Raw genomic sequence first — 25,084 nt, 5'->3', positions numbered from 1 at the left:
AGGACGGCCAGACCAAGTTCATCACCGATGACGTGATGTCGGTGCCCGGCGCCGGCCCGCAGGGGCAGCTCGCCACGGGAATCGACGGCTCGTTCTACTCCGCCATTTATTCCGGAACTGGCACCGGTGACACCCTGATCTATCGCTACTTTGAGGACGGCTCGACGCCCGTCTCGTGGGACACGAACGCCGCCCCCGGGGTCGCCGGAAAGGTGTTCTCGGTCGCCACGGACGCCGCGGGCACCGTCTACTCGCTGCACCGCACGGCCGGCCTCCCCGCCCCCATCACGATCGCGACGTGGACGCCTGCCGGCGAGTTCGTTGCGGCCCGGGACGTCGAGGTGGCCCCCGGCACGGACGGACGGGTCAACGGCCTCAGCGTCACCGCGGACGGCTCCACGGCCTACGCGCTCGTCGACGATGCCACGCCGGCCTCGTTGAACGGCCTCTGGGCGATCGACCTTGCCACGGGCGTGTCAACGCCCACGCTGGTCAACCAGCCCACGTCGCAGAACGCTGACCAGACCCCCTGGATCCACGTCGACCCCGTGAGCGGAGCGGTCGGGTTCAGCTTGGACGTCAACATCGTCGCGGTCATGCCCGACCCCGCCGCGCCCACCCTGGTCACGTACCCGGTGAACGACTCGATCCGCGGGCTCGACATGAGTCAGTACAGCTCGGGCAAGATCATCGCCACCACGGGCTCGTCGATCCAGGAGATCGACGTGACCACGGGCTCGCTGACCCAAATCCTCAACTTCGGCAACGTCGGCTTCTTCACCATGTATGCGTCGCGCTGGGGCACGGACGGCCGCTTATACATCTCCGGATTCGGCCCCTGGGGCCTGCTCGCCGTCGACAAGATGCTGCTGAAGTCCCCGGAGATCAGCTACGACACGACCACGATCACGACGAACACGTGCGCCGCCGAGCCCGTGACGCTGACCCCGGCGCTCGTCGGCACGCCCGCACCCACCTGGGTGACGGTGGCCGACGGTGAGCTTCCCGCTGGCCTGGAGCTGAACCAGGACACCGGCGTGATCACCGGAACCCCCACGGCCGCGGGCCACGTCGTGCTGCGGGCGGAGAACGGCGTGTCGACCGCGTGGAACTCCGAGCCGGACACGACCGAGCTCGACGTCGTCACGGTCACCGAGCCCCTCCCCTTTGCGGACGCTCCGGCACCCGTGCTGGCCGGAACGCCCACCCCGGGCAAGACGCTCACCGCGACGCTGCCCACGTGGGACCCGGCCGCCCAGTTCACGCTGCAGTGGCTGCGCAACGGGGAGCCGATCGAGGGCGCGACCGAGGCACGTTACACGCTCACGAAGGACGACGCGGAAACCCAGGTCACGGTTCGCGTCACGGGCAGCGCTGACTGCCGGATCACGGCAGACGCGTCCGCCGCCCCCGTGACCGTCGGCAAGGTTCCCGCTCCGCCGGTCACGCCTGAGCCGCCGGTGACGACCGAGCCGCCCGTCACGACCGAGCCGCCCGTGACCACGAAGCCCCCGGTCACGACGAAGCCCGGCACGGATGCTCCGGCCGGGACCACCCCCCAGCTGGCCGCAACGGGCGCCGCGGACCGCGCGCTCTGGGCCGGTGCGGGCGCCGCGCTCCTCGGCGCGGGCGGGCTGAGCCTGCTGCTGCTGCGCCGCCGCGTGCGGGGATAATCGGCCTGGGCTGACGACGAGCGGCCGTGCGATCGCACGGCCGCTCGTCGGGGATCGCGCCTACCCGGGGCCGAGCTGGAAGCGGTGCTCGCACGTGACGGTCGACCCGGGCCCCTCGACGCGGTTGCTGGCCCGCTCCGTGCCGTCCACGATGAGGCGGCAGGCGACAAAGGTGGCCCCCTCCCCCGCGGTGAGCTCGGCTCGCGCCCCGAGGAGGGGAAAGGGAACGCTCGTGTCCACCTCGTATTTCCGCGTGGCGGGCGCGGTGACGTTTTGCTCCGTCGTGTCCGTGGGGTTCACCCGCGCGTCGAGCTCCACGGCGAGCTCGGCGAGGTCCGCGTCGCTGTCCAGTTCGAGCACCACGAAGAGGTCGTCGGGCAACTCCGGGACCGGTTTCCCGGACAGCGAGTCGACCGTGCCAGAGACGCCCTCCCGAATGCTGTCCAGTACGAGGCAACCGGAGAGCAGAAGAACGCCCGCGCTCGCGCCGAGGCTTGCGCCGAGGAGCGAGACCCAGCGCCCGCGGCGCGACCTCTGGCGGGGGGATCCGGGTGGGCGGGGAGCCGCCGCTGTGGCCTGCTGCGTGCGTGTCATGCCACCAGTGTGCGGGCCGGCGGCACGGCGCACATCGGCCATGGGTGGGAGCGGGTCTCCTCCCTTCGGAGGGATCGCTGGTCGCGCTCGCTCGCCGTGCTGACGGCTCTGGCCCCGGTGGCCTGGGTGGGCTCCGCGGCCTAGGCGGCCTAGGTGGCCTCGGAATCGTAGGCGAGGTCCGCGACTTGCGGCTCGGCAGTCAGGTTGGCCAGCGGCGTGGCAGGGCTGTCTGCGAGCGGCGCGGTGGGCTCCGCCGCGGGGCTCGCCGGAGCGGGAGCGGCGTTCGGCTGGGCCGGTGCGGCGCTCGGCACGTCGGCCTGCGGCGTCGACACGGTGGCGGCCGCAGCGCTCGCGTTCGCCCAGGACCCGGCGTAGCCGTCGTTTGCCGGGTCGGCGGGCGCGGGCTGCGCCGCGGGGTCCTGGGGGGCCTTCCTGCGCCTGGCGGCGGACGCGGCTGCGGCGCGCTGCTGCCGGGCCTCCGGGGTGTCCTCGTCCTCGAGCAGGGCGTCTCGGATGATCCGGCGCGGGTCGTACTGGCGGGGGTCGAGCTTCTTCCAGTCCACGTCCTCGAACTCGGGTCCCATCTCGTCGCGCATCCGGTCTTTGGCCCCCGTGGCCATCGACTTGAGATTGCGGACCAGCTCGCCCAGCTTTTTGGCGTAGGTGGGCAGGCGATCCGGGCCCACGATAATGAGCGCGATCACCAGGATCATGAAGAGTTTGTCGAGCGTCAGTCCCACGTGCTCAGGATACCCCCTCGCGGGTGGGCACCAATTCGGATTCGCTGAGCGTGTGCGCCGGTCCCTCGGCGGGGCAGGCCCTACGCTGAGGGAAGGCATTTCAAGGAGCGTGGTGGATCATGGCTGTGATCGAACGGAACTGGCAGTACGTGGAACAGTACCCCGAGGAGTCGGCCGTCGCCCAGAAGGCCCGGAAACTCGGCGTGGAGCTGGGCGCGGAGCCCGTGAGCCGGGCCGTCGCCGCGCACCTCACCAGCGTCTCCGTCATCAGCGGGGCGCGCGCGATCTTAGAGATCGGCACGGGCGTCGGCGTGAGCGGCCTCGCCCTCCTGGCCGCGTCCCCCGAGGCGACCCTCACCTCGATCGACATCGAGGCCGAGACGCAGCGGGGCGCGAAGCAGATCTTCGCGGAGGCCGGGATCGCGCCCTCGCGCCTGCGGCTCATCACGGGCGACGCGCACCAGGTGCTCCCGCGCATGAACACCGCGAGCTACGACCTGGTCCTCATCGACGCGGACCCCGAGAGCCTGCTGGAGTACCTCGAGCTCTCCCTCACGATCGTCCGCCCCGGCGGCACGGTGCTCATCCCGCGCGCGCTCAACAACGGCCGGGTGGCTGACCCCGCCGCCCGCGACGGCGTCAGCCGAGACCTGCGCGCCATCCTCGGTGAGGTCCAGGCCTCGCCCGCGATCGTCGCCGCGCTGAGCCCCGCGGGCGACGGCGTGCTCACCCTGACCCGGGTGGCCTGATCCGCGTCACCCTGCCCGCCGCCCCCTGAACGGGTCCGGCACCTCGGGTCGCGGATGCGGAATAGACCCCTCCGCCCTCGGGTTTCACCCGAGGCACGACGCGCTCCCCGCGCGCCGGAGAACTCGTTTCGAGGAGGACCCACCATGACCAGAATCACCGTTTTCGGCGGCGGCGGCTTCGCCGGCTCGCACATCACGGAGTCGGCGACCGTCCGCGGCCACGACGTCACCGTGGTGACCCGCTCGGAGGTGCCCGCCCAGATCGCGCAGGCGAGCTACCGGCTCGGCGACCTGACCGTGCCGGAGGACCGGGCCCGAGCCATCGCCGAGAGCGATGTCATCGTGCTCGCCACGGCTCCCCGCGGGGACATGGTCGAGCGCTTCCAGCCCGCGATCGCCGCCCTCGCCGAGGAACTGCGCGGCACCGGAGTGCGCCTCGGCGTCGTGGGCGGCGCGGGGTCCCTGCAGCAGACGCCAGGCGGCCCGCTCGTGCAGGAAGACCCGAACTTCCCGGCGGAGTTCCTGCCCGATGCCTCCGCGCTGCTCGCCACGATCCGCGACCTTGAGGCCTCCCCCGAGGACCTGGACTGGTTCGTGCTGGCCCCCGCCGGGGACTTCGGCGGACACACCCCCGGCAGCCACCGCGGGGAGTACCGCGTCGGCGGCCGCGTGCTCCTGACGGACGAGCAGGGGGTGTCCTACATCTCCGGCGCGGACTACGGCGAGGCCTTCCTCGACGAGATCGAGACGCCCGCACACCGCCGGGAGCTGTTCACGGTCGCTTACTGACCGGCGGGTCGCCGTGCGCGGCGGCGGCCCTCCTCCCCGTCCAGCGGGAGCACTTCCGCGAGGCCCGGCGCTGGCCCCGACACGGGGCCGGGCTCGTGATCCGGCGCGGGTTCCCGGTCCGGCGCGGGCTCGTGGCCTGGCTCGGTGGGCGGCTCGGCGCGCTCGGCGGGCCACTCGGACGCCGCGTCCGGGGTCGGCGCATCCGCCCGGGCGGGTTCCGGGGCGTGCGCGGGCACGGCGGATCCGGGCTCGCCCCCCGGCGGGGCGACCCCGGCCATCGGCACCGGGATATACACCGGATAGGCGTAGCCGCCGAGAAATCCCGGGGTGCCCCCCGGCGCCTGGGGCGGAACGCCCGGGGGCACCTGCCCCGGGAACGGCCAGGCCACGGGCCCGGGGAACTGCCCCGGCACCTGCCCGGAGAAATGGGCGGGGAACTGTCCCGGGTACGCCCCGGGCCACTGCCCGTGCCCGCCAGGAGGGCCGCTCGCCGGGTTCGGGTCGCGTCCGCCGTCCGGTTCGCCCGGCTGCGCAGCGCGTTCCGACTCCTCCGGTTTCGGGGCCGGGACCAGCCAGAAGGTGAGCACCACCATCGCCAGGATGAGGACGACCGCGCCGAGCCCGAAGGGGGTTTGCAGGAACGTCGCCGCGGTGCCGAGGCCCGGGACCGCGAACAGCTTCTTCCCGACCTCGGCGACGACATAGGGCTCGGGGTCGCTCCCCTCGTTCGCGTCCCCCTTGAGCCGCAGGGCCGTCGCGCCATCCTCCGTCTCCTCGATGCCGACCACCCGGTGGGTGACGAGGCCCGGCCCCGAGGGGCGTTCGACCGTGACCACGTCGCCGATCACCAGGTCGCTCACCGGCGTCGAGCGGACCAGCAGGAGCGAGCCAACGGGCAGATCGGGCTCCATCGAGCCGGAGACGACCACCTGCGCTCGCACCCCAAACAGCAGCCCAAAGACGAACAGGATAATGCAGAGCCCCCCGAGCAGCGCTCCCGCCCACAGGAGCCCTGACCGCAGGGATTGTAAGATTCGCACGAGTTCCCTCCTCCGTTGCGTGCGCCGGGGTCCCGGCGCTTCGGCGTGGTGTTACGGCCCCCCAGCGCGGGCGGGGCTGCGCGCCGCCCCCGCCTGAGCCGCCCTGCGGTCCCGGGCCCGCCGGGCGAGCAGCGCTCCGCCGAGCGCGAGGACCGCGGCCAGGCCGATCAGCAGTGCGAGCCCGCGCCCGCCCGTGATCGCGAGCGGATCCCCCGGCACCGGGGGTGTGACCCCGGGCGGCGGCGTAACCCCCGGCGTCGTGCCGGGCAGCGTCGCGGTGAAGCGGAGCGTGACCGTGGCCCGCGCGCCGCGGTACGCGTCCCCCGCGGCGCGCGGCAGGGCCGCGGAGCCGCTCACGGTGACCGTCTGCCCGGGGCCCAGCGGCTCAAGCACCACGGCCTCGCCGTCGAACCAGGCCACCCCGACGTCCGCCACGGCCAGCTCGCCATCGCTCGACGCGAAGCTGAAGCGGAGCGGCTCTGGCCCCTCCGTGGCGGTGCCGCTCGCCGCGACGGGGATGATCGCGAGCGGGAGCGGTTCCTCGGTGAGGTTCGTCGCGGTCATCTCCCAGTCCGTCTGGTGCCCGGGGGCGGGCGTCCGCAGCTCGACGAGCTCCCCGCTCGTCTCAAAGGCGTCCGCGGCCCGGGCCGGTGCCGCCGCGACCGCCGCCTGGCTCAGGAACACGGCGGTAACGAGCGCGGCCACGAGCGCGGGCATCGTCCGGGGTCGCCCGCCCCGCCGACGGCGGGACGCAGCGCCCGGGTCGATCGCGTGCGCGCTCACTGGGACACCCCCTGGAATCTGAGGGACACGCGGGTCCCGGCGGAGAGAAAGTCGTTGCCCACGGCCTCGGGCAGCTCGATGAGGACGACCAGGGTGCGTTCCTGCCCGGAGACGAGCTGCCGCGGCCACTCGTAGCTCAGCGAACCGGGGCGGTGGCTGCCCGCATCGCTCATGATCGGGGTGCCCTCGTCGAGCACGGTGAAGCGCATCTGGTCGAAGAGTTCGAGAAACGAGCCGGTCTCGGGATCGCGGGCGTCGCCCTGGGGGTCGGGATCCTCGATGGTCAGGCGGAGCGCGGAGGCGAGTTCGGGGCTGGCGTTGCGGACGGCCACCCGGTACTCGCGGCGAGTTCCCGGGGGGAACGGGAGCGGGTTCGTGGTGCCCCCCGTCTGCACCACGTAGGCGTCGGGGTTGCCCTGTTCCCAATCCTGCGGGCTCGGGGTCCAGGCGGTGTCGTCGGAGCCGGCCACCATGAGATCAAACACGTGCCCCTCCCCGGGGCTGAATTCGGCAGTGAGGTCCTGGTTCTGGGTGACCGCCGCCGCGGTCATCAGGGTGCTGAGCCCGAGGAGCACGCCCAGCGACCAGAGCGCCCGCCGGGATATCCGCGGGGATCGCGTCAGCTGCTGCGCCGTCATGGGGTCCTCTCTGTGCGCCAGGGGCCGGGATGCCGCCGGGGGGACGAATGAGCCGTCTCCCCGGCGGCGCGGTCCGGGAGCCGCGTTCCGGTGCTGGCCGAGTGGCTAGTCGATCGAGGAGCCGTCGAAGCGTGCCTGCACGGAGGTGGTGCCGCCGTTGGCCGCGTTTGTCGCCTCCTGGTTTGCCCCCTCGACCAGCGACACCTTGAGAACGATGACGCTGCCCGCCTCCGGGTCCAGGTTGCTGAGCGTCACGGTGGGCGTCTTGCCGTCCGCGCCGAAGCTCACCGGGGACACGGTGACCCAGCTGCCGGGCAGGGTCGAGGCGTCGTCAACCTGGGCGACCTCGAAGCGCATGAGCTCGGCGTAGGCGGCGTTCTCGGCCGCGTTGGCGGGGTCCTCGACGGTGGTGTTTTCGAGGACGAAGCTCAGCGTGGACTTCATCGAGACGGACTCGTTGAGCACGGGCAGATTCACGTAGAGCGGGTCCCCGCCCGGGATGAGCGCCTCAGCGCCGACGATGGGGGCCACCGTCTCGGCGTCGGGGTTGGCTTCCACCCAGGTGTTGACCGTGTCGACGCTGGATTCCTGGCCCGCCGAGACCACGATGTTGTAGGCGTTTTCCTTGCCGCCGAAGCCACCGGAGCCGTTCAGATCGAGCAGCGCCCAGTCGGTGAAGGCCGCGGCCGTGGCGAGCGCGGCGATCCCCAGCACGGATCCGCCAGCGATGAACGCCCGCTTGCGCCCGGAGGCCTGTTTCTTCGTTCCCTGAGACATGTTTCCTCTTTCCTTGAGCACGGGTCAGCTTCGCTCCCCCGCTTCACTCCCAGATGTATCCCAAAAATGAATACTGCACATCACGCTAGCCACTCGGGAAGGAAATGACAAACAGCAGGTCACAGAGAGATTCTGGAGGGGCCCAGGCCGTGTGGCGCGCGAAACGGACCCGGGTTGCCATCGGGTGAAAACCGGCGTCGGACCCCGGTTCTGCGGAGCGAGTGAAGCGCTCCGGTCGCCTGCGGCGCGGCGGTGCGCCAGACGTGACCTGGGGTTCCTTCCCCCAAGAACCACGCCCCTGCGCACGATTGATTCCCCCGGGCGCAGCGTGAGACGATTCCAGGCTATCCGCTCCGCCTCGGGGCCGGGGCCGCATTCCGCGATGCCCCCGCACCCCGGCATCTGTTCCCCCGCGATCGCGTCCGGGTGGGACGGCTCATCGGGGCCTGGGAAATCACAAACTCCCCGGCCGCGACGAGCCGGGGCTCGTGCGGTTCCGGGGAGTTGTTGAGGGGTGTTCGGGTGCTCGCGACGATGCCGAGCACTCGCACGCTACTTCGGTGCGACCACGCCCGCGAGCGCGTCGTGCAGTTCCTGCGCCTCAGCGTCGTTTACAGAGACGACCAGTCGCCCCCCGCCTTCGAGCGGCACGCGCACCACAATCACACGCCCCTCCCGAACAGCCTCCATTGGTCCGTCGCCGGTCCTGGGTTTCATTGCCGCCATGACGCCTCCCTTTCGTGTTTGCCGTCGCTTCCATTATCCCAGCCCCGGCAAGTGGAAAAAAATCGTGGGGGCCCAGAACGCCCGCCGCAACCGGATCGTTACGATTGATCGCCCGAAAGCCAGCGCCGGAGCGCTTCCTCGCAGGCCTCGATCTGGGCGACGGGCACGCGCTCGTCATCGGTGTGCGCCAGCGCGGGGTCGCCCGGGCCGAAGTTCACGGCCGGGATCCCGAGGGCAGAGAACCGGGCCACGTCGGTCCAGCCGAGCTTTGCCGCCACCGGCAGCCGCACCGCGTCGAGGAAGCGGCGGGCGAGCTCGCGGTCGAGCCCCGGGCGCGCGCCGCCCGCGAGGTCGGTCACCTCGACGTCATCGGCCTCGGGAAAGAGGTCGCGCAGGAGGTCGAGCGCTTCCTCGGGGCTCTTGTCCGGAGCGAAGCGGTAGTTCACCTCGACCGAGGCGCGATCGGGGATCACGTTCCCGGCGATGCCGCCCGTGACGGACACCGCGTTCAGCCCCTCCCGGAAGACGAGCCCCTCGACCTCAACGCTCGCGGCCTCGTAGGTGCGCAGGCGCTCCAGGATCGGGGCGAGCTTCTCGATGGCGTTCTCCCCCATCCAGCTCCGGGCCGAGTGGGCGCGCACCCCGTGCGTGCTGAGCCGGACCCGTGCGCTGCCGTTGCAGCCGCCCTCGACCCGCCCGTTCGAGGGCTCCCCGAGGATCGCGAAGTCCCCCGCGAACAGCTCGGGATGGTTCCGGTGCGCGCGGCCGAGCCCGTTCAGCTCCGCGCCGACCTCCTCGTGGTCGTACCACATCCAGGTGAGGTCGACCGGGGGGTTCGTGAGCTCGCGGGCGAGGCGCAGCTGCACCGCAACCCCGGCCTTCATATCCACCGAGCCGCGACCCCAGAGGAACGGCTCGCCGTCCACCGGCTCAAGGCGGCTCGGCAGGTTCCCGTGCACGGGCACGGTGTCGAGGTGACCCGCAATGATGACGCGCTCCGCGCGGCCCAGCTCGGTGCGGGCGATCACGCAGTCCCCGTCCCGCGTGATCCGCAGGTGCGGCAACCCGGACAGGGCGGCGACCACCGCGTCCGCGATCGCCGCCTCGTTGCCGGAGACCGATTCGATGTCACAGAGCTGGCGGGTGACCCCGACCGCGTCCTGGCTGAGGTCGAGGACGGGCACGGACTGGGCTTCGACGCTGGGGCACATGCCCACGATTCTACCGAGGCGTTGCCCGGCCGATTCGCTATTCTCGTTTCATGACAGATTCCCCCCGCCACGCCTGGGGCTTCGGCCTCGCCACCGTCAGCGACGAGGGGCAGGTGCTCGACGCCTGGTTCCCCGCCCCCGAGCTGGGCGGCGCCCCGGCAGACCCCGGCCCCGCGCCCGCGGAGCTCGAAGCGCTCTGCGCGGCGGACCCCCTCCGGGAGGTGCGCACGGAGGTGGTCACCGCGCACATCGACCTCGATGCCCCGCCCGCGGACACGGCGGACGCCTACCTCCGCTTGCACCTGCTCTCGCACCGGCTCGTGCGCCCGAACGCCCTGAACCTCGACGGCATCTTCGGCCACCTGCCCACGGTCGCCTGGACGAGCGCCGGGCCCGTGCTCCCCGCGGTGCTGGACCGCGCCCGCCCCCGGCTGCGCCGCGCGGGCATCACGGTCACGGGGGTGGACAAGTTCCCCCGGCTCCTGGACTACGTGACGCCGGACGGGGTGCGGATCGCCGACGCCGGCCGGGTTCGCCTCGGCGCGCACCTCGCGCCCGGGACCACCGTGATGCACGAGGGCTTCGTGAACTTCAATGCCGGCACCCTGGGTGCGGCAATGGTCGAGGGCCGCATCTCACAGGGCGTCGTCGTTGGCGCGGGGGCCGACATCGGCGGCGGGGCCTCCATCATGGGCACCCTCTCCGGCGGCGGCACCGAGCGCGTCGAGATCGGGGCCCGCGCCCTGCTCGGCGCGAACTCCGGGGTGGGCATCTCGATCGGCGACGACTCGGTCGTCGAGGCCGGGCTCTACGTGACCGCGGGAACGAAGGTGCTCCTGCCCCGGGGCACGGCGGCGGGCGCGGACGAGCCCGTGCTCGTCAAAGCCGCCGAGCTCTCCGGGATCGCCGGGCTGCTCTTCCGACGCAACAGCCAGAGCGGGCAGGTCGAGGCCCTCCCCCGCAGCGGCGGCGGGATCGCGCTGAACCCCGCGCTGCACGCCTAAGCGGCGGGCACGCGATCCCCGCCGGGGGCCGCGCGGGGCTCAGCCCTGCGCGGTCACCCCGGCGAGCAGCTCGGGGGCCCGGCGGTCGAAGATCCTGGCCCCGAAGCGCACGCCGAGGAACAGCCAGAGCGCACCCGTCGCGAGCCCGACGAGCAGCGTCAGCCAGGCGTACAGGGGCACCAGAGTCGTGCCCGCGAGGATCGTGAGCACAATCGTGGGGACGCAGAGCACGGCGAGCGCGCCGTAGCTCAGCAGCATGCTCACCATGCTGATCATCCCCGCGCCCGGCTTCGAGGCGAAGGGGTTCTCCCCGGCCTGGGCCACGGGCATCACGAACAGCGCCGAGGACACGCTCGAGACGCCGAGGCCGCCGAGCGCGGCCGCGGCCGTGAGCCCGATGAGCGTCGGCAGCTGGTCCCAGCGCCCCACCAGGGCGGTCGTGACCACCGCGACGAGCAGCGCGGCGGGCAGCGCGATCAGCGCGCAGGCCCAGACCCGGCCGAGGCGGTCGTCGATGCCGCGCACGCCGCGCGAGACGTGCGTCGTGAACGCGGTGCCGTCGAAGGAGATATCGCTGTAGATGCTCAGGGACAGCAGCATCGCGACCATCACCGTGGAGCCCGTCAGCATGATCGGCGCCTGGCTCGTGAAGGCGAAGAAGCCCAACGCGATCGGCAGGACCACGACCACGAGCAGGCTCTGCAGGTAGCGGGGGTCCCGCAGCCAATAGGTCAGCGCGCGCGCCGCGACCGCGCCGCGGGGGCTGTCCGGGAAGCGGGCAAACCAGCCGGTGCCGGTGCGCACCGTGGTGCGCGATCCCTCGTTCGCCGAGCCCAACACCGAGCGGAACAGGGGCCGCCAGGCGAAAAACAATACGGCGACGGAGGCCAGCGCGACCGCGAGCTTCGCGCCCGCGAGCCCCCAGGCTCCCCCGGCGATCTCCGCGGGCACGGACCAGACCGCGCCGAGGGGCGTCCAGCCCAGCCCCTCCGCAATCGCGGGCAGCCGCTCCCCGAAGGCGGCAAAACCGGCCCCGACGCCGGCCAACAGCGGCCCGGCGAGCATCAGCAGCACCAGGACGAAGACCCACATGGCCTCGCGGAATCGGCGACCGGATGCGACGCGCGACAGCGCCGTGATCACGAGCTGGCAGGCGAGCACGCAGGTGACCGCCGCGACCGGAGCGAGCAGCACCGCGACCAGGAACGCGGCCGGGGAGCCGATCCAGGTCAGGGCAGTGGCCGCCGAGACGAGCAGCGTGATCAGCCCGGGGATGCCGAGGAGGCTCGCGACCGCGATCCCGGTTTGCTGGGTGCCCAGCGTCATCGGGTACACCATGAGCTTCGCGGGCTCCAGGGTGCGGTCCATGCCCGAGGTGACGATCGGGCCGATGATCCAGCCGAGGACGAGCGCCGAGCCGCCCAGGATGAGCGCGGTGCGGGCGAGCTCCGGATCGACGCGGCCGAGCGCGGTGAGCCCGGCGATCGCGAGGCCGAGCATGCCGAGCCCGTAGAGCGCGGCGAAGATCGCGCCGACGAGCTGCCAGGGGTGGCGCGCATAGGTGTTGCGCATGACCAGGAAGCGCAGGGCCACCATCGTCCGGACCCGGGCCACCGGCCCCGTCGGGCGGGCGAGGGGGGCCGGGCTGAGGCTCAGTTCTGGGAGAGCCACGACGGCCCCTCGTGCTGCGTGCGGCCACCGACGAGCTGCACAAAGCGCTCCTCCAGCGTCTGTCCGGCGCGGACCTGCTCAACCGTCCCGGCCGCGAGCAGGCGGCCGCTCGCGATCACGGCGACGTGGTCACAGAGCCGCTCCACCAGGTCCATCGAGTGGCTCGACACGATCACCGTGCCGCCGCTGCGCTGGTAGCCCGCGAGGATATCCCGGATGTTCGCCGCCGAGATCGGGTCGACCGACTCGAAGGGCTCATCGAGCACGAGGAGCTTCGGCGCGTGCACGAGCGCGCAGGCGAGGGAGACCTTCTTGGTCATGCCCGCGGAGTAGTCCACGACGAGGGTACTGCCCGCCTCGCGCAGGTCCAGCAGGTCGAGCAGGTCCGCGGTGCGCTGGGCGACCGTGTCCCGGTCCAGGCCGGAGAGGAGCCCCGCGTAGGTGATGAGCTGTTCGCCCGTGAGCCGGTCGAACAGGCGCACCCCGTCCGCGAGCACCCCGACGAGGGCCTTGGCCTCGATGGGCTGCCGCCAGACGTCGATGCCGAAGACGAACGCCTCGCCGAACTCGGGCCGCAGCAGGCCGGTCGCCATCGACAGGGCCGTCGTCTTCCCGGCCCCGTTCGGGCCGACGATGCCGTAGCAGGAGCCGCGCGGGACCGCCAGGGAGAGGCCGTTGACGGCGATCTTTTCGCCGAAGCGCTTCGCGAGGCCGCGCATCTCGAGCGCCGGGGTCTCCCCCGGCTGGGTCGCTCGGGGCGTGCCGCTCGGGGCGGGGGCCGCGGTGGGAGCGGGGGCCGCGGTGGGCTCGGCTGCCGGGATCGTTACGGGGGCGGGGCTCGGGTGTGGTTCGCCGGACATCAGGGGGTCCCATCGGGGGTCGTCGGTGCGGGGTCAGTCTCAGGGTAGCGCGCGCCCCGAAACACGACAACGCCGCCCCGCCGTCCGGAGACGGGCGGGGCGGCGGCGTTCGGCGCGTTGCTTAGCGGTTCAGGTCGCGGGCGGTCGGGCCGATGTAGAGCTGCTGCGGGCGGCCGATCTTGGTCTGGCGGTCGTCGTGAGCCTCGCGCCACTGCGCGATCCAGCCGGGGAGGCGGCCCATCGCGAAGAGCACGGTGAACATCCGGGTCGGGAAGCCCATGGCCTTGTAGATCACGCCGGTGTAGAAGTCGACGTTCGGGTAGAGCTTGCGCTCCTTGAAGTAGTCGTCCTCGAGGGCGATCTGCTCGAGTTCCTGGGCCAGGCCGAGCAGCGGGTCGTTGACGCCGAGCTCCTCGAGGACCTTGGCGGCGCTGTCCTTGACGATGCGCGCGCGGGGGTCGTAGTTCTTGTAGACGCGGTGCCCGAAGCCCATGAGCTTCACCCCGTCTTCCTTGTTTTTCACGCGCTCGACGAAGGACCGCACGCCCTGCCCGCTGTCGCGGATCTGGGCGAGCATGTCGAGGACGGCCTCGTTCGCGCCGCCGTGCAGGGGGCCGGAGAGGGCGTTGATGCCGGCAGAGACCGAGGAGAACATGTTCGCACCCGTGGACCCCACGAGGCGCACGGTGGAGGTCGAGGCGTTCTGCTCGTGGTCGGCGTGCAGGATGAGCAGCTTGTCGAGGGCGTCGACGAGCACCGGGTTCATGACGTACTTCTCGGCCTTGTTGCCGAAGTTCAGCCGGAGGAAGTTCTGCACGAAGTTCAGCTCGTTGTCGGGGTACAGGAAGGCCTGACCGATCGACTTCTTGTGCGCGTAGGCCGCGAGCACGGGCAGCTTCGCGAGCAGGCGGATCGTGTTCACCTCGACGAACTCGGGCACCGTGGTGTCCAGCGAGCTCTCGTAGTAGGTGGACATCGTCTGCAGGCCGCCCGAGAGCACCGCCATCGGGTGAGCCGTGTGGGGCACCGCCTCGAAGTAGTAGCGCATGTCCTCGTGCAGGAGGGTGTGGCGGCGGATCTCGTTGTTGAAGGCGTCGAGCTGGTCCGGCGTCGGCAGCTCCCCATAGATGAGCAGGTAGGCGACCTCGATGAAGGTCGAGCCCTGCGCGAGCTGTTCGATGGGGTACCCGCGGTAGCGGAGGATGCCCGCTTCACCGTCGATGTAGGTGATCTCAGACTTCGTGGATGCCGTGTTCACGAACCCGTAATCGAGCGCGGTGAGACCGGTCTGTCGCGTGAGCGAGCTCACGTCGATCGACGAGTGGCCGTCGCTCGCGGGAATGATCGGGAAGTCGGCGGTCCCCCCGGGGAACGTCAAACGGGCCGAGGCGTTTTCGGCTGGATTCTGGTTCGCCGTCGATTCGTTCAAATCGTCTCCTTGCGAGGTATTCACGTCTGTGGTGAGCGCGCATTTGCCCCGATCGGGGACACCGGCACCTCTCCCACCATAACCTGTGACCGGCCCCGAAGGTGAATCAGGAGCGTTGGTGAACAGTCACAGTTTGGACCCAAGACTTCTGTTGGGTTTCACAGTCGGAGGATTCGTACAACGATTCCGCGCGAATCATTTCGGACACCGCCAAAATTGCTTCGCGTCGAGCTACTTTTGCGGCGCGAACTCCGCGATGATCCGCTCGGCGGCCGCGCGAATATTTTCGTCGCTCGCGGTCAGCGAGAGCCGGATATGCTCCGGGGAGTGCTCCCCGTAGAAGGTGCCCGGGCCCGCGAGGATCCCGATCCGAGCGAGCGCCTCGACGCTCGCCCAGGCGCTCTCGCCGCGGGTCACCCAGAGGTAGAGGCCCGCCTCGCTCCCGTCGACGCGGAAGCCCGCGGCCTGCAGCGCGGGCAGCAACACCGCGCGGCGGGCCCGGTAGCGCTCCCGCTGCTCGGCCACGTGCGCGTCGTCGCCGAGGGCGACGGTCATGGCCGCCTGGACGGGGCCCGGCAGCATGAGCCCGGCGTGCTTGCGCACCGTGAGCAGCTCGGCCACGCGCTCCGGGTCCCCCGCGAGGAAGGCGGCCCGATACCCGGCCAGGTTCGACTGCTTGCTGAGCGAGTAGACGCTGAGCACGCCCGAGTGATCGGGCCGCCCGTCGCGCTCGCCGACAACGGCGGGGTCGAGGATGCTCGGGGTGGGGCGCGTCGCCCACTCCCCCGCCCAGCCGAGCTCCGCGTAGCACTCGTCGCCGACGATCAGCGCGCCGAGCTCCCGGGCGCGGGCCACGGCGGCTCGCAGCTGGGCGGCGTCCGACACCCGGCCATCGGGGTTGCCCGGGGAGTTCAGCCAGATCAGCCGGGTCGTCTCTGGCCACTGCGCGGGGTCGTCCGCGGCGAGCGCGGTCGCCCCGACGAGGGCCGCGCCCATCGCGTAGCTCGGGTAGGCGATTCGGGGGTGCACCACGGTGTCCCCGGCCCCCAGCCCGAGCAGGAAGGGCAGCAGGGCCACGAGCTCCTTGGAGCCCACGGTGGGCAGCACGGCCTCGCCGGTCAGCTCGACGCCGCGGCGGCGCGCGTACCAGGCCACGATCGCCTGGCGCAGCTCGCGCGTCCCGGTGGTCGCCGGGTAGGCGGGTGCGTCGGTGGCGTCGCGGAGGGCGCGCCGGATCGGCTCGGGCGTCGGGTCAACCGGGGAGCCGATCGAGAGATCGATCGCGCCCGCGGGGTGCTTCGCGGCCTGGGCGATCGCGGGCGCCATCGCATCCCACGGGTAGTCGGGGAGCGCTCCGCGCATGACTTAGTCCCCCTGGGGCGGGAGCACGGCGACCACGGGGTGGTCGAAGGCGTACACGCCGACCTTCGCTGCGCCGCCCGGGGAGCCGATCTCGTCGAAGAACTCGACGTTGGCCTTGTAGTAATCGGCCCACTCGCTGGGCAGGTCGTCCTCGTAGTAGATCGCTTCGACGGGGCACACAGGCTCGCAGGCGCCGCAGTCCACGCACTCATCGGGGTGGATGTACAGCATCCGCTCCCCCTCGTAAATGCAGTCGACGGGGCACTCATCGATGCAGGCGCGGTCTTTCACGTCTACGCACGGGAGCGCGATCACATAGGTCACGGCGTCCACCTTTCGTCTCGAGGAAGCCTCCGTCAAGTCTACGCTGTCTCGCGGCCCCCGATTCCCAGGGAGGGCTCGGGAACCCCGCGTGTTGCCGTGCGGGGTTCGCGCCCAGGCCGCTCCCGCGGCCGTTCCTGAGGGCGTTCCCTCGTTCGTTCCGCGGCCCGTGTGCCCGCCTCGGCTCAGCCCGGGGCGGCGGAGAGCAGCCCGTCGAGCACGATGCCGAGCCACGCGCCGAGGAGGAGCGGGGGGCCGAGCGGGATCCGGAGCCCGGCCCCGGCCCCGGCCCCGGCGCCCCGGGTCCAGGAGCGGGCGATGAGGAGCGCGACGCCGAAGAGCCCCGCGAGCAGCGCGCCCGCGCCCAGGCCCAAGAGCACCGCGTCGAGGCCGCGGGTGCCGAGCACGAAGCCGAGCACCGGGCCGAGCTTCACGTCCCCGCCGCCCAGCTGCCCGGGGGCGATGGCCGACAGCGCGAGGAGCGCGAGAAACACGGCGCATCCCGCGGCGATGCCGCTGAGGAACGGGCCCGGGTTCCCCCGCAGGACCACGAGCAGGGCCGCCGAGGCGACCGCGACCGCCCCCGTGGCGAGGAGGACCCGGTCGGGGAGCAGCCGGGTGCGCAGATCGATCACGGCGAGCGCGCCGCCGCCCGCGGCGAGGGCGGCGAGCGGGGCGGCCGCGAGCGCCTGGACGAGAGCGCGGCTCAGCGGGGCATCGGGCAGCTGCGCCGGGGACACGCCCGGCGCGCCGAGGAGCAGGGCCGCGGCCAGGAGCCCCCCGACGAAGAGCGCCAGGGGCCAGCCGCCCCAGCGGAGCGGACGGCCGCGCAGCCGGCGCAGTTCGACGCCCGCGAGGATGCGCGCGCCGAGCCCCGCGATGAGCCCCAACGCCCCCGCGAGCGCCCCGCTCATCTGGGCGCGCTGCGCCACTCAGCCACGATCGCCCGGGTCGAGGACGGGGATCGTGGTGGTGACGAGGGGGATGCTCGCGCTCGCCGGGCCCAGGAAGCCGGTCTCTCCCTCGCGGGGGAGCATGCCCGCGGAGACCCCGGCGAAGACCCCGTGCGTCTGCCCCTGGTCGGGCAGGGGCACGATCCGGCTGCTGCCGGGGGCCAGGCTGATTTCCTCGCCGCGCACGGTGCACCGGAAGGAGCCGTCCACGGGCTGGGACTCCGGGGACGCGGAGATGATGAGCGCCCCCGTTTCCAGGCGAACCTCGACCTCGGAGCCGCGCCAGCTCATCCGGTAGGTGAGGCTGCTCCAGTGCGCCGGGAGCTTCGGGTCGAAGCTGAGCCGGTCGCCGTCCTCGCGGAGCCCGCCGAAGCCGTGCACGATCGCGAGCCAGACCCCTCCGGCGGAGGCGACGTGCACGCCGTCGGCGGTGTTGCGGTGCCGGTCGTCCAGGTCGACGCGGAGCGCCTGCTCGAAGTAGCGGTAGCCGAGCTCGTGGTAACCGACCTCGGTGGCGATCGCGGACTGCACGGCGGCGGAGAGGCTGGAGTCCCCCGTAGTGAGCGCGTCGTAGTACTCGAAGTTTGCCCGCTTCTGCTCCGGGGTGAACTCGCCGCCCTGCAGGAACATCGCGAGCACGACGTCGGCCTGTTTGAGCACCTGGAAGCGGTAAATGACGAGGGGGTGAAAGTGCAGCAGGAGCGGCTTCTGCTCGGGCGGCGTGTTGGCGAGGTCCCAGACCTCGCGCTCCAGGAAGTGCGCGTCCTGCGGGTGCACCCCAGCCTCCGCGGAGTAGGGGATGGTCATGCCCTCGGCAGCGTGCAGCCACTCCCCCGGCTCGGTGTCGTGGATGCCGAGCCGCTCGCACAGCCGGGCGGCCTCGATGGGGTGGTCGCCGCGCATCTCCGTGAGCACCCGGTGCGCGTAGCGCAGGTTGAAGCGGGCCATCACGTTCGTGAAGAGGTTGTCGTTCACGACGGTCGTGTACTCGTCGGGGCCGGTGACCCCGTGGATGTGGAAGCGTTCCTCGCCGTGCCGGTCGTGCTCCCAGAAGCCGAGGCTCATCCAGAGCCGGGCGGTCTCGATCACGATATCGGCGGCGCCCTCGCGCAGGAACTCCGCGTCCCCCGTGGCCCGAACGTAGCGCGCAATCGCGAGGGTGATATCCGCGTTGATATGGTACTGGGCGGTGCCCGCAGCGTAGTAGGCGCTCGCTTCTTCCCCGTTGATGGTGCGCCACGGGAACAGCGCGCCCTCCTCGTTGAGCATCGCCGCGCGCTTGCGCGCCGCGGGGAGCATGAGCTGCCGGAAGCGCAGCGCATTGCGCGCCCAGCGCGGGTTCGTGACGGACAGGAAGGGGAGCACGTAGATCTCGGTGTCCCAGAAGTAGTGCCCGCCGTAGCCGCTGCCCGTGACGCCCTTCGCGGCGATCCCCTTGCCGTCGGCGCGCGCCGAGGCCTGGGCGAGCTGGAAGAGGTTCCAGCGCACGGCCTGCTGCACCCCGGCCTCGGCGTCGATCCGCACGTCGCTGCGCTGCCAGAACTCGGCGAGCCAGCTCTCCTGCTGCGCCCAGAAGTCCTCGCCCAGCCGGGCGGCGAGGTCGAGGCTCTGCCCGCAGCGGTCGATCAACTCGGGGGGCCCGCCGTGCACCGAGGAGTGGTAGGCGAGGGTCTTCGTGAGCCGGATGGTCCGGCCCTGCGTGGCGTGCACGTGGAAGACGTGCTTGGCCCGGTCGCCGGTGATGTCGGCGCTGTTGCGGTGCCAGCGGTCCGCGCACGCGAAGCTGTGGTCAGCGCCCGCCGCGACGGTCATCCCGGAGTTCGCGACCGAGTAGCTGAGGATGCTCCGCGCGCCCTCCTGCTCGGAGAGCGCGGGGAGGAGCACCCGGCCCGGCATCGTCTCCGCGCGGCGCGGGTCGCTGAGGCCCGCGGGCGCGGGCTCCGGGCGTTCCCGAACGAGGTCTTGCCGGTTGAGCAGCAGGCTCGTGATGGACACATCGGCGTCGGCGTTCAGCACCGTGATTTCGAGCTCGATGCGGGCCAGGTGCCGGTGCGTGAAGGACACCCCGCGCCGGGTGTCGATGCGGACGCGCTTGCCGCTCGGGGTGAGCCAGACGAGGCTGCGGCTAAGCACGCCGGTGCGCAGGTCGAGGCTCCGCGTCACGTCGTGCAGCTCGGCCGTGGTGAGCGTGAGCCGCTCGTCGTCGACGAAGATCCGGATCGTCTTGCCGTCGGGGGCGTTGACGATGGTCTGGCCCTGCTCCGCGAAGCCGTAGGCGCCCTCCGCGTGCCGGATCGCCCAGGTCTCGTGCAGGCCGTTCAGGAAGGTGCCGTGCTCGCCGAGGGGCAGCCCCTCCCCGTGGTTTGCGCGCAGGCCGAGGTAGCCGTTGCCGAGCGCGAAGAGGGTCTCGTCGACGGCCGCGTGCTCGGCCTGCAGGCCGTGGGTCCGCAGCACCCACGGGTCGTCCCCGAAGTCTCGGTGCTCGGGGAAGGCGTCCCCGGGGTCGAGCATCACGGAAGGAGGTCCGCAAGGTCGGTGACGGTGAGGTGCGCCCCGGCGGCGCGCAGGGCGTCGTGCCCGGCCCCGCGGTCCACCCCGATGATGAGCCCGAAGTCCCCGGCCGCCCCGGCGGCGACGCCGGAGACGGCGTCCTCGACCACGACCGCGCGGGAGGGATCGACCCCGAGCAGCTCGGCGGCGCGCAGGTAGGTGTCGGCCTCTGGCTTCCCGCGCAGGCCCAGCTCCTGGGAGGAGCGGCCGTCGAGCACGACCGGGAAGCGCTCGCGGAGCCCGGCCGCGGCCAGCACGGCCTCGGCGTTTCGGGAGCTGGAGACGACGGCGAGTTTCACCCCCGCCTGGGCCAGCCAGTCCACGAGGCGAACCGATCCCGGGTAGGGCTCGATGCCGTCCACGCGCAGGATCTCGGTGAAGGTCGCGTTCTTGCGATTGCCGATGCCGCACACGGTCCAAGCCTCGGGCGGATCGTTCTCCGAGCCCCAGTCCAGGGCGATGCCGCGGTCGCGCATGAGCGCGTCCACGCCCGCGAAGCGCGGCCGGCCGTCGAGGTGCAGGAAGTAATCGTCCTCGCGGTACGGGGCGAGCCCGTGCTCGGCGAAGACGTCCTCGAACAGCTCCCGCCACGCGCGCATGTGGAGCTCGACGGTGGGCGTGAGCACACCGTCCAGGTCGAGGAGGAAAGCCTCGTAGTGTTCCAGTTCTGTGGGTTCCGGCACACCTCCAGCGTAGTGATTCCTGACGAAAACGCTAGTGGCGTTGCGGCGCTGCCCAGGAACGCGAGGCTCAGGCGGCAGCGCCCGTGGGCGAGGCCTCCCCCGCGGCCGCGAGCGCTCGGGCGAAGCGCTCCGCGAAGTCGGCCACGTCCGCGTCCGTGAGGATGAGCGGCGGGGCCAAGCGGATGGTGCTCTCGTTCGGGGCGTTCAGGATGAGCCCCGCGTCGAGCGCCGCGGCAACGACCGCGCCCGAGACCGGGGCGCTCAGCTCGACCCCGAGGAGGAGCCCCTGCCCGCGCACCCCGGCCACGAGCGGGGAGGCGATGCCCGCGATGGCCGCGCGCAGCGTCTGCTCCAGCTCGGCGGCGCGGGCGACGAGCCCGGCGCGCTCGATCTCGGCGAGCACGGCGTTGCCCGCGGCGGTCGCGAGCGGGTTCCCGCCGAAGGTCGTGCCGTGGGTGCCCGCGGTGAACAGCTCGGAGGCGGCGCCGAAGGTGACGATCGCGCCGATGGGCACACCGCCGCCGAGGCCCTTGGCCAGGGTGATCGCATCGGGCGTGATCCCCGCGTGCTGGTACCCGAACATCTTGCCGGTGCGGCCAATGCCCGTCTGGATTTCGTCGATGATGAGCAGCGCCCCGTGCTCGTCGCAGAGCGCGCGGGCGCGCTCCAGGTAGCCGTCGGGCAAGGGCAGCACCCCGGCCTCGCCCTGGATGGGCTCGACGATGAGCGCGGCGACGCGCTCGTCCATCGCGGCCTCGAGCGCGGCGACCGTGGCGGGCAGGTGCTCCACGCCGGACGGCATCGGCTCGAAGGGCGCGCGCATCGCGGGCTTTCCGGTCAGCGCCATCGCGCCCATCGTGCGGCCGTGGAAGCTGAGGTCGAGCGCGAGGATCCGGGTGCGGGTCACCGGCTCACCCTCGGCGAGCCCGCGGCGGCCCTGCAAACGAGCCAGCTTGAAGGCGGCCTCGTTGGCCTCGGTGCCGCTGTTCGCGAAGAACACGCGCCCCGCCGGTCCCGTCTCCGCGGCGGCCAGCAGGCGTGCCGCCAGCTCCAGCTGGGGCGGAGAGGCGAAGAGGTTCGAGACGTGGATGAGCCGCTCGGCCTGAGCCGCGATCGCCGCAACGAGCGCGGGGTGGCCGTGGCCGAGCGCGTTCACGGAGATCCCGGCGAGGAAGTCGAGGTACTCGACGCCGGCGGCGTCGGTCACGCGGCAGCCGGAGCCGTGCGTGAGCAGCAGCGGGGGCACGGCGAAGGTGCCCATGATCGTGTCCGCGTATTGGCTGGCCCAGGTCGCGCGCTGATCCGCGGTCATGCGGGGAACACCTCCGTGCCGATGCCTCGGCTGGTAAAGATTTCGAGCAGGATCGAGTGCGGCACGCGGCCGTCGATGATCGCTGATTTTGCGACCCCGCCGTCCACGGCGTCCAGGCAGGCCCGCATCTTCGGGATCATGCCGGACTCCAGGCTCGGCAGCAGCTCCCGGAGTTCGTCCGTGCTCAGCCCAGAGACGAGCGAGTCGCGGTTGGGCCAGTCGCTGTAGAGCCCGGCCACATCGGTCAGAATCACGAGCTTCTGCGCGCCGAGCGCGGCGGCCAGGGCGGATGCCGCGGCGTCCGCGTTCACGTTCAGGGAGTGTCCCGGCGCGTCCCGATCGGGCGCGATCGAGGACACGACGGGGATGAGCCCGGCGTTCAGCAGCGCGAGCACGGGCTCGGGGTGCACCTCGGCGACATCGCCGACGAGGCCGAGATCGACGAGCTCGCCGTCGATCTCCACCGGGGGGCGGCGCACGCCGACGAAGAGCCCGGCGTCCTCCCCCGTGGTGCCCGCGGCGAGCGGGCCGTGCGCGTTGATCGCGTCGACCAGTTCGGGGTTCACCTTGCCGGAGAGCACCATCCGCACGACGCTCATCGCCTCGGGTGTGGTCACCCGGTAGCCGCCGCGGAACTCGGACTCGATGCCGAGTCGGCCGAGCATCTCGGAGATCTGGGGGCCGCCGCCGTGCACGACGACGGGCTTGAGGCCCGCGTAGCGCAGGTAGACGATGTCCTCGGCGAAGGAGCGGAACAGCTCCTGGTCGATCATCGCGTTGCCGCCGAACTTGATGACGACGATGGCGTCGCGGAACTGCTTGAGCCAGGGCAGGGACTCGATGAGCACCTCGGCCTTCGCCGCGGCCTCCTCGCTGGGCAGGATTGATGTGGTGTGGCGCATTAGCTCGCGTACGCGCTGTTCTCGTGCACGTAGTCGTGGGTGAGGTCGTTCGTCCGCACGGTCGCGGTCGCCTCGCCCTCGTGCAGCTCGATGAGCACGTGGATGCGGCGGGGCGTGAGGTCGACCTCCGCCGCGGGGGCGTCCGGGCCGCCCGCGTGGCAGACCCGCACGCCGTTCATCGTGACGTCCACCGCGTAGGGGTCGAACGGAGCCTGCGTCGTGCCGATCGCGGCGAGCACGCGCCCCCAGTTCGGGTCGTTGCCGAACATCGCGGCCTTGAACAGGTTGTTCCGGGCGACCGAGCGGGCGACCTCGACCGCGTCGTCCTCGGTGACCGCGCCGGTCACCTCAATGTCGATCGTGTGGCTCGCGCCCTCGGCGTCGGCCTGGAGCTGCTCGGCGAGCGAGGCGCAGACCTCGGTGAGCGCGCTCGTGAAGGAGCTCAGCTCGGGCGAGACGCCGGACGCGCCGCTCGCGAGGAGCGTGACGTGGTCGTTCGTGGACATGCACCCGTCCGAGTCGAGCCGGTCAAAGGTGACCCGGGTGGCCGCGCGGAGGGCCTCGTCGAGCTGCACGGGGTTCAGATCGGCGTCGGTCGTGATGACGACGAGCATGGTCGCGAGGCCCGGCGCGAGCATGCCCGCGCCCTTGGCCATCGCGCCGATGGACCAGCCTGCGTCCCGGTGCTCGGCGAGCTTCACGACCGTGTCGGTCGTGAGGATCGCCTCGGCGGCGCTCGTGTCGGCCGCGTCCTCGGAGAGCCGCTCGATGGCCGTTGGCACGCCGTCGATGATCCGGTCGCGGAAGTCCTGGCCGCCCACGCCGATCAGGCCCGTGGAGCAGACGAGGACGTCGTCCTCGGTGACGCCGAGCCCCGCCGCGACGGCCTCGGCGGTGAGGCGGGACGTCTGGAAGCCGAAGTCGCCGGTGAAGCAGTTGGCCCCGCCGGAGTTCAGCACGATCGCGGCGACGTTGCCGTCGGCGATGACGCGCTGGCTCCACAGGATCGGGTTGGCCTTCGCGCGGTTGCTCGTGAGCACGGCCGCAGCGGCGCGGGAGGGGCCGAGGTTCTGGACGAGGGACAGGTCGGGCTTGCCGGTGCTCTTCAGGCCGACGGCGATGCCGGCCGCCCGGAATCCGGCGGGGAGGGTCACGCTCACGGGGCGACTCCGTTCTGGCTGAGGCCGAGGGTCTCGGGGAGGCCCAGGGCGAGGTTTGCTGACTGGATGGCGGCCCCCGCGGTGCCCTTGACGAGGTTGTCCAGGGCGGCGATCACGACGACGCGGCCCGCGGCCTCGTCCACCGCGAGCCCGATGAGGCAGGTGTTCGCGCCGAGGGTGTCGGCGGTGCGGGGGAACTGCCCCTCGGGCAACAGGTGCACGAAGGGCTCGTCGGCGTAGGCCGCCTCCCAGGCCGCGCGCACCGTAGCGGCGGTCTGCCCGGGGGCGAGCTTCGCGGTCGTCGTGGCGAGGATGCCCCGGCTCATCGGCACGAGCACGGGGGTGAAGGAGATCGACACGTCGCCGCTCGCGCCCGCGCCGCGCAGGGCCTGGATGATCTCGGGGATGTGCCGGTGCGTGCCGCCGACGGCGTAGGGGTTTGCGGTGCCCATGAGCTCCGCGCCGAGCAGGTGCGTCTTCGCGGCCTTCCCCGCCCCGGAGGGTCCGACCGCGAGCACGGTCACGAGGTCGTCTGCGGCGATGACGCCCGCGCTGATGCCGGGGGCGAGCGAGAGCGCGACGGTGCTGGCGTTGCAGCCGGGGGCCGCAATCCGGCTGGCCTGCGCGAGCGCGTCGCGCTGGCGGCCCGCGCCCACGATCAGCTCGGGCACGCCGTAGGTCCAGGCGTCGAAGAACTCGCCGCCGTAGAAGGCCGCCCAGTCCGCGGGATCGGTGAGCCGGTGATCGGCGCCGCAGTCCACCGCCAGGCGGACATCGCGAAGCTCGGCGGTCAGGGCCCCCGAGGCCCCGTGCGGCAGGGCAAAGAAGACCACGTCGTGGCCGCTGAGCTGCTCGGCGGTCGTCTCGACGAGGGTGAGGTGGGCGAGCGATCGCAGGTGTGGCTGCACGTCCACGAGCCGCTGGCCCGCGTTGGAGTGCGCCGTCACGGTTCGGACGCGGAGCTCCGGGTGCGCTTCCAGCAGGCGGAGGAGCTCGCCCCCCGCGTATCCGCTCGCTCCCGCGACCGCGACTGAGATCGTCATGCCGTGCTTCTCCGTTCCCGGCGCGTGGGCGCCGCTCTCGCCTCAATTGTGGCACCGGCGGGAAGCGAACGCTTCCCGCCGGTGAGGATCAACCCTGGATCGTGGCGCCGTACG

General features: G+C 72.1%; 24 protein-coding genes. 4 read left to right on the top strand and 20 right to left on the bottom strand.

The window, feature by feature from the left end:
- A partial coding sequence (locus OOT08_RS15005) for a putative Ig domain-containing protein (RefSeq protein WP_325093596.1) occupies positions 1–1,673 on the top strand: 1,673 nt, incomplete at its 5' end.
- A 60-nt stretch (positions 1,674–1,733) separates the two neighbouring features.
- Here the strand turns inward: OOT08_RS15005 and OOT08_RS15000 are convergent.
- Positions 1,734–2,267, bottom strand: a complete 534-nt coding sequence (locus OOT08_RS15000) for a hypothetical protein (RefSeq protein WP_325093595.1) — start codon at positions 2,265–2,267, stop codon at positions 1,734–1,736.
- A gap of 149 nt (positions 2,268–2,416) precedes the next feature.
- Positions 2,417–3,007 (bottom strand): twin-arginine translocase TatA/TatE family subunit, encoded by a 591-nt coding sequence (locus tag OOT08_RS19215; protein ID WP_442916262.1) that lies wholly within the window; start codon positions 3,005–3,007, stop codon positions 2,417–2,419.
- Between the two features lie 119 nt (positions 3,008–3,126).
- Here OOT08_RS19215 and OOT08_RS14990 point away from each other — a divergent pair, with 119 nt between their 5' ends.
- Positions 3,127–3,756 (top strand): O-methyltransferase, encoded by a 630-nt coding sequence (locus tag OOT08_RS14990; protein ID WP_325093594.1) that lies wholly within the window; start codon positions 3,127–3,129, stop codon positions 3,754–3,756.
- Between the two features lie 144 nt (positions 3,757–3,900).
- Entirely contained in the window at positions 3,901–4,545 is a 645-nt protein-coding gene (locus tag OOT08_RS14985) for an NAD(P)-dependent oxidoreductase (RefSeq protein WP_325093593.1), read from the top strand.
- On the opposite strand, the gene OOT08_RS14980 is transcribed toward OOT08_RS14985, so the two are convergent.
- The 6 genes from OOT08_RS14980 to dapE all read right to left on the bottom strand — a co-directional run bounded on the left by OOT08_RS14980 (position 4,539) and on the right by dapE (position 9,720).
- Positions 4,539–5,585 (bottom strand): signal peptidase I, encoded by a 1,047-nt coding sequence (locus OOT08_RS14980; RefSeq protein WP_325093592.1) that lies wholly within the window; start codon positions 5,583–5,585, stop codon positions 4,539–4,541. The two genes, OOT08_RS14985 and OOT08_RS14980, sit on opposite strands and share 7 nt — an antisense overlap.
- 51 nt (positions 5,586–5,636) lie before the next feature.
- Entirely contained in the window at positions 5,637–6,290 is a 654-nt protein-coding gene (locus tag OOT08_RS14975; protein WP_325093591.1) for a hypothetical protein, read from the bottom strand.
- A gap of 74 nt (positions 6,291–6,364) precedes the next feature.
- The gene (locus OOT08_RS14970; protein ID WP_325093590.1) at positions 6,365–7,006 is read right to left on the bottom strand and encodes a hypothetical protein; all 642 of its coding nucleotides are present in this window, start codon (positions 7,004–7,006) and stop codon (positions 6,365–6,367) included.
- A 105-nt stretch (positions 7,007–7,111) separates the two neighbouring features.
- Positions 7,112–7,783: a hypothetical protein gene (locus tag OOT08_RS14965; RefSeq protein WP_325093589.1), complete on the bottom strand. Its 672-nt coding sequence runs from the start codon at positions 7,781–7,783 to the stop codon at positions 7,112–7,114.
- 552 nt (positions 7,784–8,335) lie between these two features.
- On the bottom strand, positions 8,336–8,509 hold the full coding sequence (locus OOT08_RS14960; RefSeq protein ID WP_325093588.1) for a DUF3117 domain-containing protein: 174 nt from the start codon (positions 8,507–8,509) through the stop codon (positions 8,336–8,338).
- 98 nt (positions 8,510–8,607) lie between these two features.
- Positions 8,608–9,720: a succinyl-diaminopimelate desuccinylase gene (gene dapE / locus OOT08_RS14955; protein WP_325093587.1), complete on the bottom strand. Its 1,113-nt coding sequence runs from the start codon at positions 9,718–9,720 to the stop codon at positions 8,608–8,610.
- 50 nt (positions 9,721–9,770) lie between these two features.
- Here dapE and dapD point away from each other — a divergent pair, with 50 nt between their 5' ends.
- Entirely contained in the window at positions 9,771–10,724 is a 954-nt protein-coding gene (gene dapD / locus OOT08_RS14950) for a 2,3,4,5-tetrahydropyridine-2,6-dicarboxylate N-succinyltransferase (RefSeq protein WP_325093586.1), read from the top strand.
- A 39-nt stretch (positions 10,725–10,763) separates the two neighbouring features.
- Here the strand turns inward: dapD and OOT08_RS14945 are convergent, their stop codons facing one another.
- The 12 genes from OOT08_RS14945 to argC form a co-directional block, all read right to left on the bottom strand.
- Entirely contained in the window at positions 10,764–12,395 is a 1,632-nt protein-coding gene (locus tag OOT08_RS14945) for a transporter (protein ID WP_325093585.1), read from the bottom strand.
- Positions 12,377–13,255 (bottom strand): ABC transporter ATP-binding protein, encoded by an 879-nt coding sequence (locus OOT08_RS14940; protein ID WP_442916261.1) that lies wholly within the window; start codon positions 13,253–13,255, stop codon positions 12,377–12,379. The genes OOT08_RS14945 and OOT08_RS14940 overlap by 19 nt, the downstream gene beginning before the upstream one ends.
- A 121-nt stretch (positions 13,256–13,376) precedes the next feature.
- A complete protein-coding gene (locus OOT08_RS14935) occupies positions 13,377–14,684 on the bottom strand; it encodes a citrate synthase (RefSeq protein ID WP_325093584.1) in 1,308 nt (435 codons plus the stop codon).
- 231 nt (positions 14,685–14,915) lie between these two features.
- A complete protein-coding gene (gene dapC, locus OOT08_RS14930; protein WP_325093583.1) occupies positions 14,916–16,046 on the bottom strand; it encodes a succinyldiaminopimelate transaminase in 1,131 nt (376 codons plus the stop codon).
- A gap of 3 nt (positions 16,047–16,049) precedes the next feature.
- Positions 16,050–16,370, bottom strand: coding sequence for a ferredoxin (gene fdxA, locus OOT08_RS14925; RefSeq protein WP_325093582.1), 321 nt, complete (start codon positions 16,368–16,370; stop codon positions 16,050–16,052).
- Positions 16,371–16,552: 182 nt separating this feature from the next.
- Positions 16,553–17,299, bottom strand: a complete 747-nt coding sequence (locus OOT08_RS14920; RefSeq protein ID WP_325093581.1) for a prepilin peptidase — start codon at positions 17,297–17,299, stop codon at positions 16,553–16,555.
- Positions 17,300–19,831 (bottom strand): glycoside hydrolase family 65 protein, encoded by a 2,532-nt coding sequence (locus OOT08_RS14915; protein ID WP_325093682.1) that lies wholly within the window; start codon positions 19,829–19,831, stop codon positions 17,300–17,302.
- Positions 19,831–20,553, bottom strand: a complete 723-nt coding sequence (locus OOT08_RS14910) for an HAD family hydrolase (RefSeq protein ID WP_325093580.1) — start codon at positions 20,551–20,553, stop codon at positions 19,831–19,833. Before OOT08_RS14910 ends, OOT08_RS14915 begins: the two co-directional genes overlap by 1 nt.
- Positions 20,554–20,620: 67 nt before the next feature.
- Entirely contained in the window at positions 20,621–21,865 is a 1,245-nt protein-coding gene (locus tag OOT08_RS14905) for an acetylornithine transaminase (protein ID WP_325093579.1), read from the bottom strand.
- Positions 21,862–22,767 carry an acetylglutamate kinase gene (gene argB, locus OOT08_RS14900; protein ID WP_325093578.1) on the bottom strand — a complete coding sequence of 302 codons (906 nt, stop codon included), beginning with the start codon at positions 22,765–22,767 and terminating at the stop codon, positions 21,862–21,864. Before argB ends, OOT08_RS14905 begins: the two co-directional genes overlap by 4 nt.
- Positions 22,767–23,927 carry a bifunctional glutamate N-acetyltransferase/amino-acid acetyltransferase ArgJ gene (argJ, locus tag OOT08_RS14895; protein WP_325093577.1) on the bottom strand — a complete coding sequence of 387 codons (1,161 nt, stop codon included), beginning with the start codon at positions 23,925–23,927 and terminating at the stop codon, positions 22,767–22,769. The genes argB and argJ overlap by 1 nt, the downstream gene beginning before the upstream one ends.
- Positions 23,924–24,970, bottom strand: coding sequence for an N-acetyl-gamma-glutamyl-phosphate reductase (gene argC, locus OOT08_RS14890; protein WP_325093576.1), 1,047 nt, complete (start codon positions 24,968–24,970; stop codon positions 23,924–23,926). Before argC ends, argJ begins: the two co-directional genes overlap by 4 nt.
- Positions 24,971–25,084: the final 114 nt, after the last annotated feature.

Source organism: Leucobacter sp. M11 (assembly GCF_035726885.1).
Lineage (GTDB): Bacteria > Actinomycetota > Actinomycetes > Actinomycetales > Microbacteriaceae > JAPFRB01.
The sequence above is the reverse complement of the archived record's forward strand: the minus strand, read 5'-3'. Positions and strand labels throughout refer to the sequence as shown.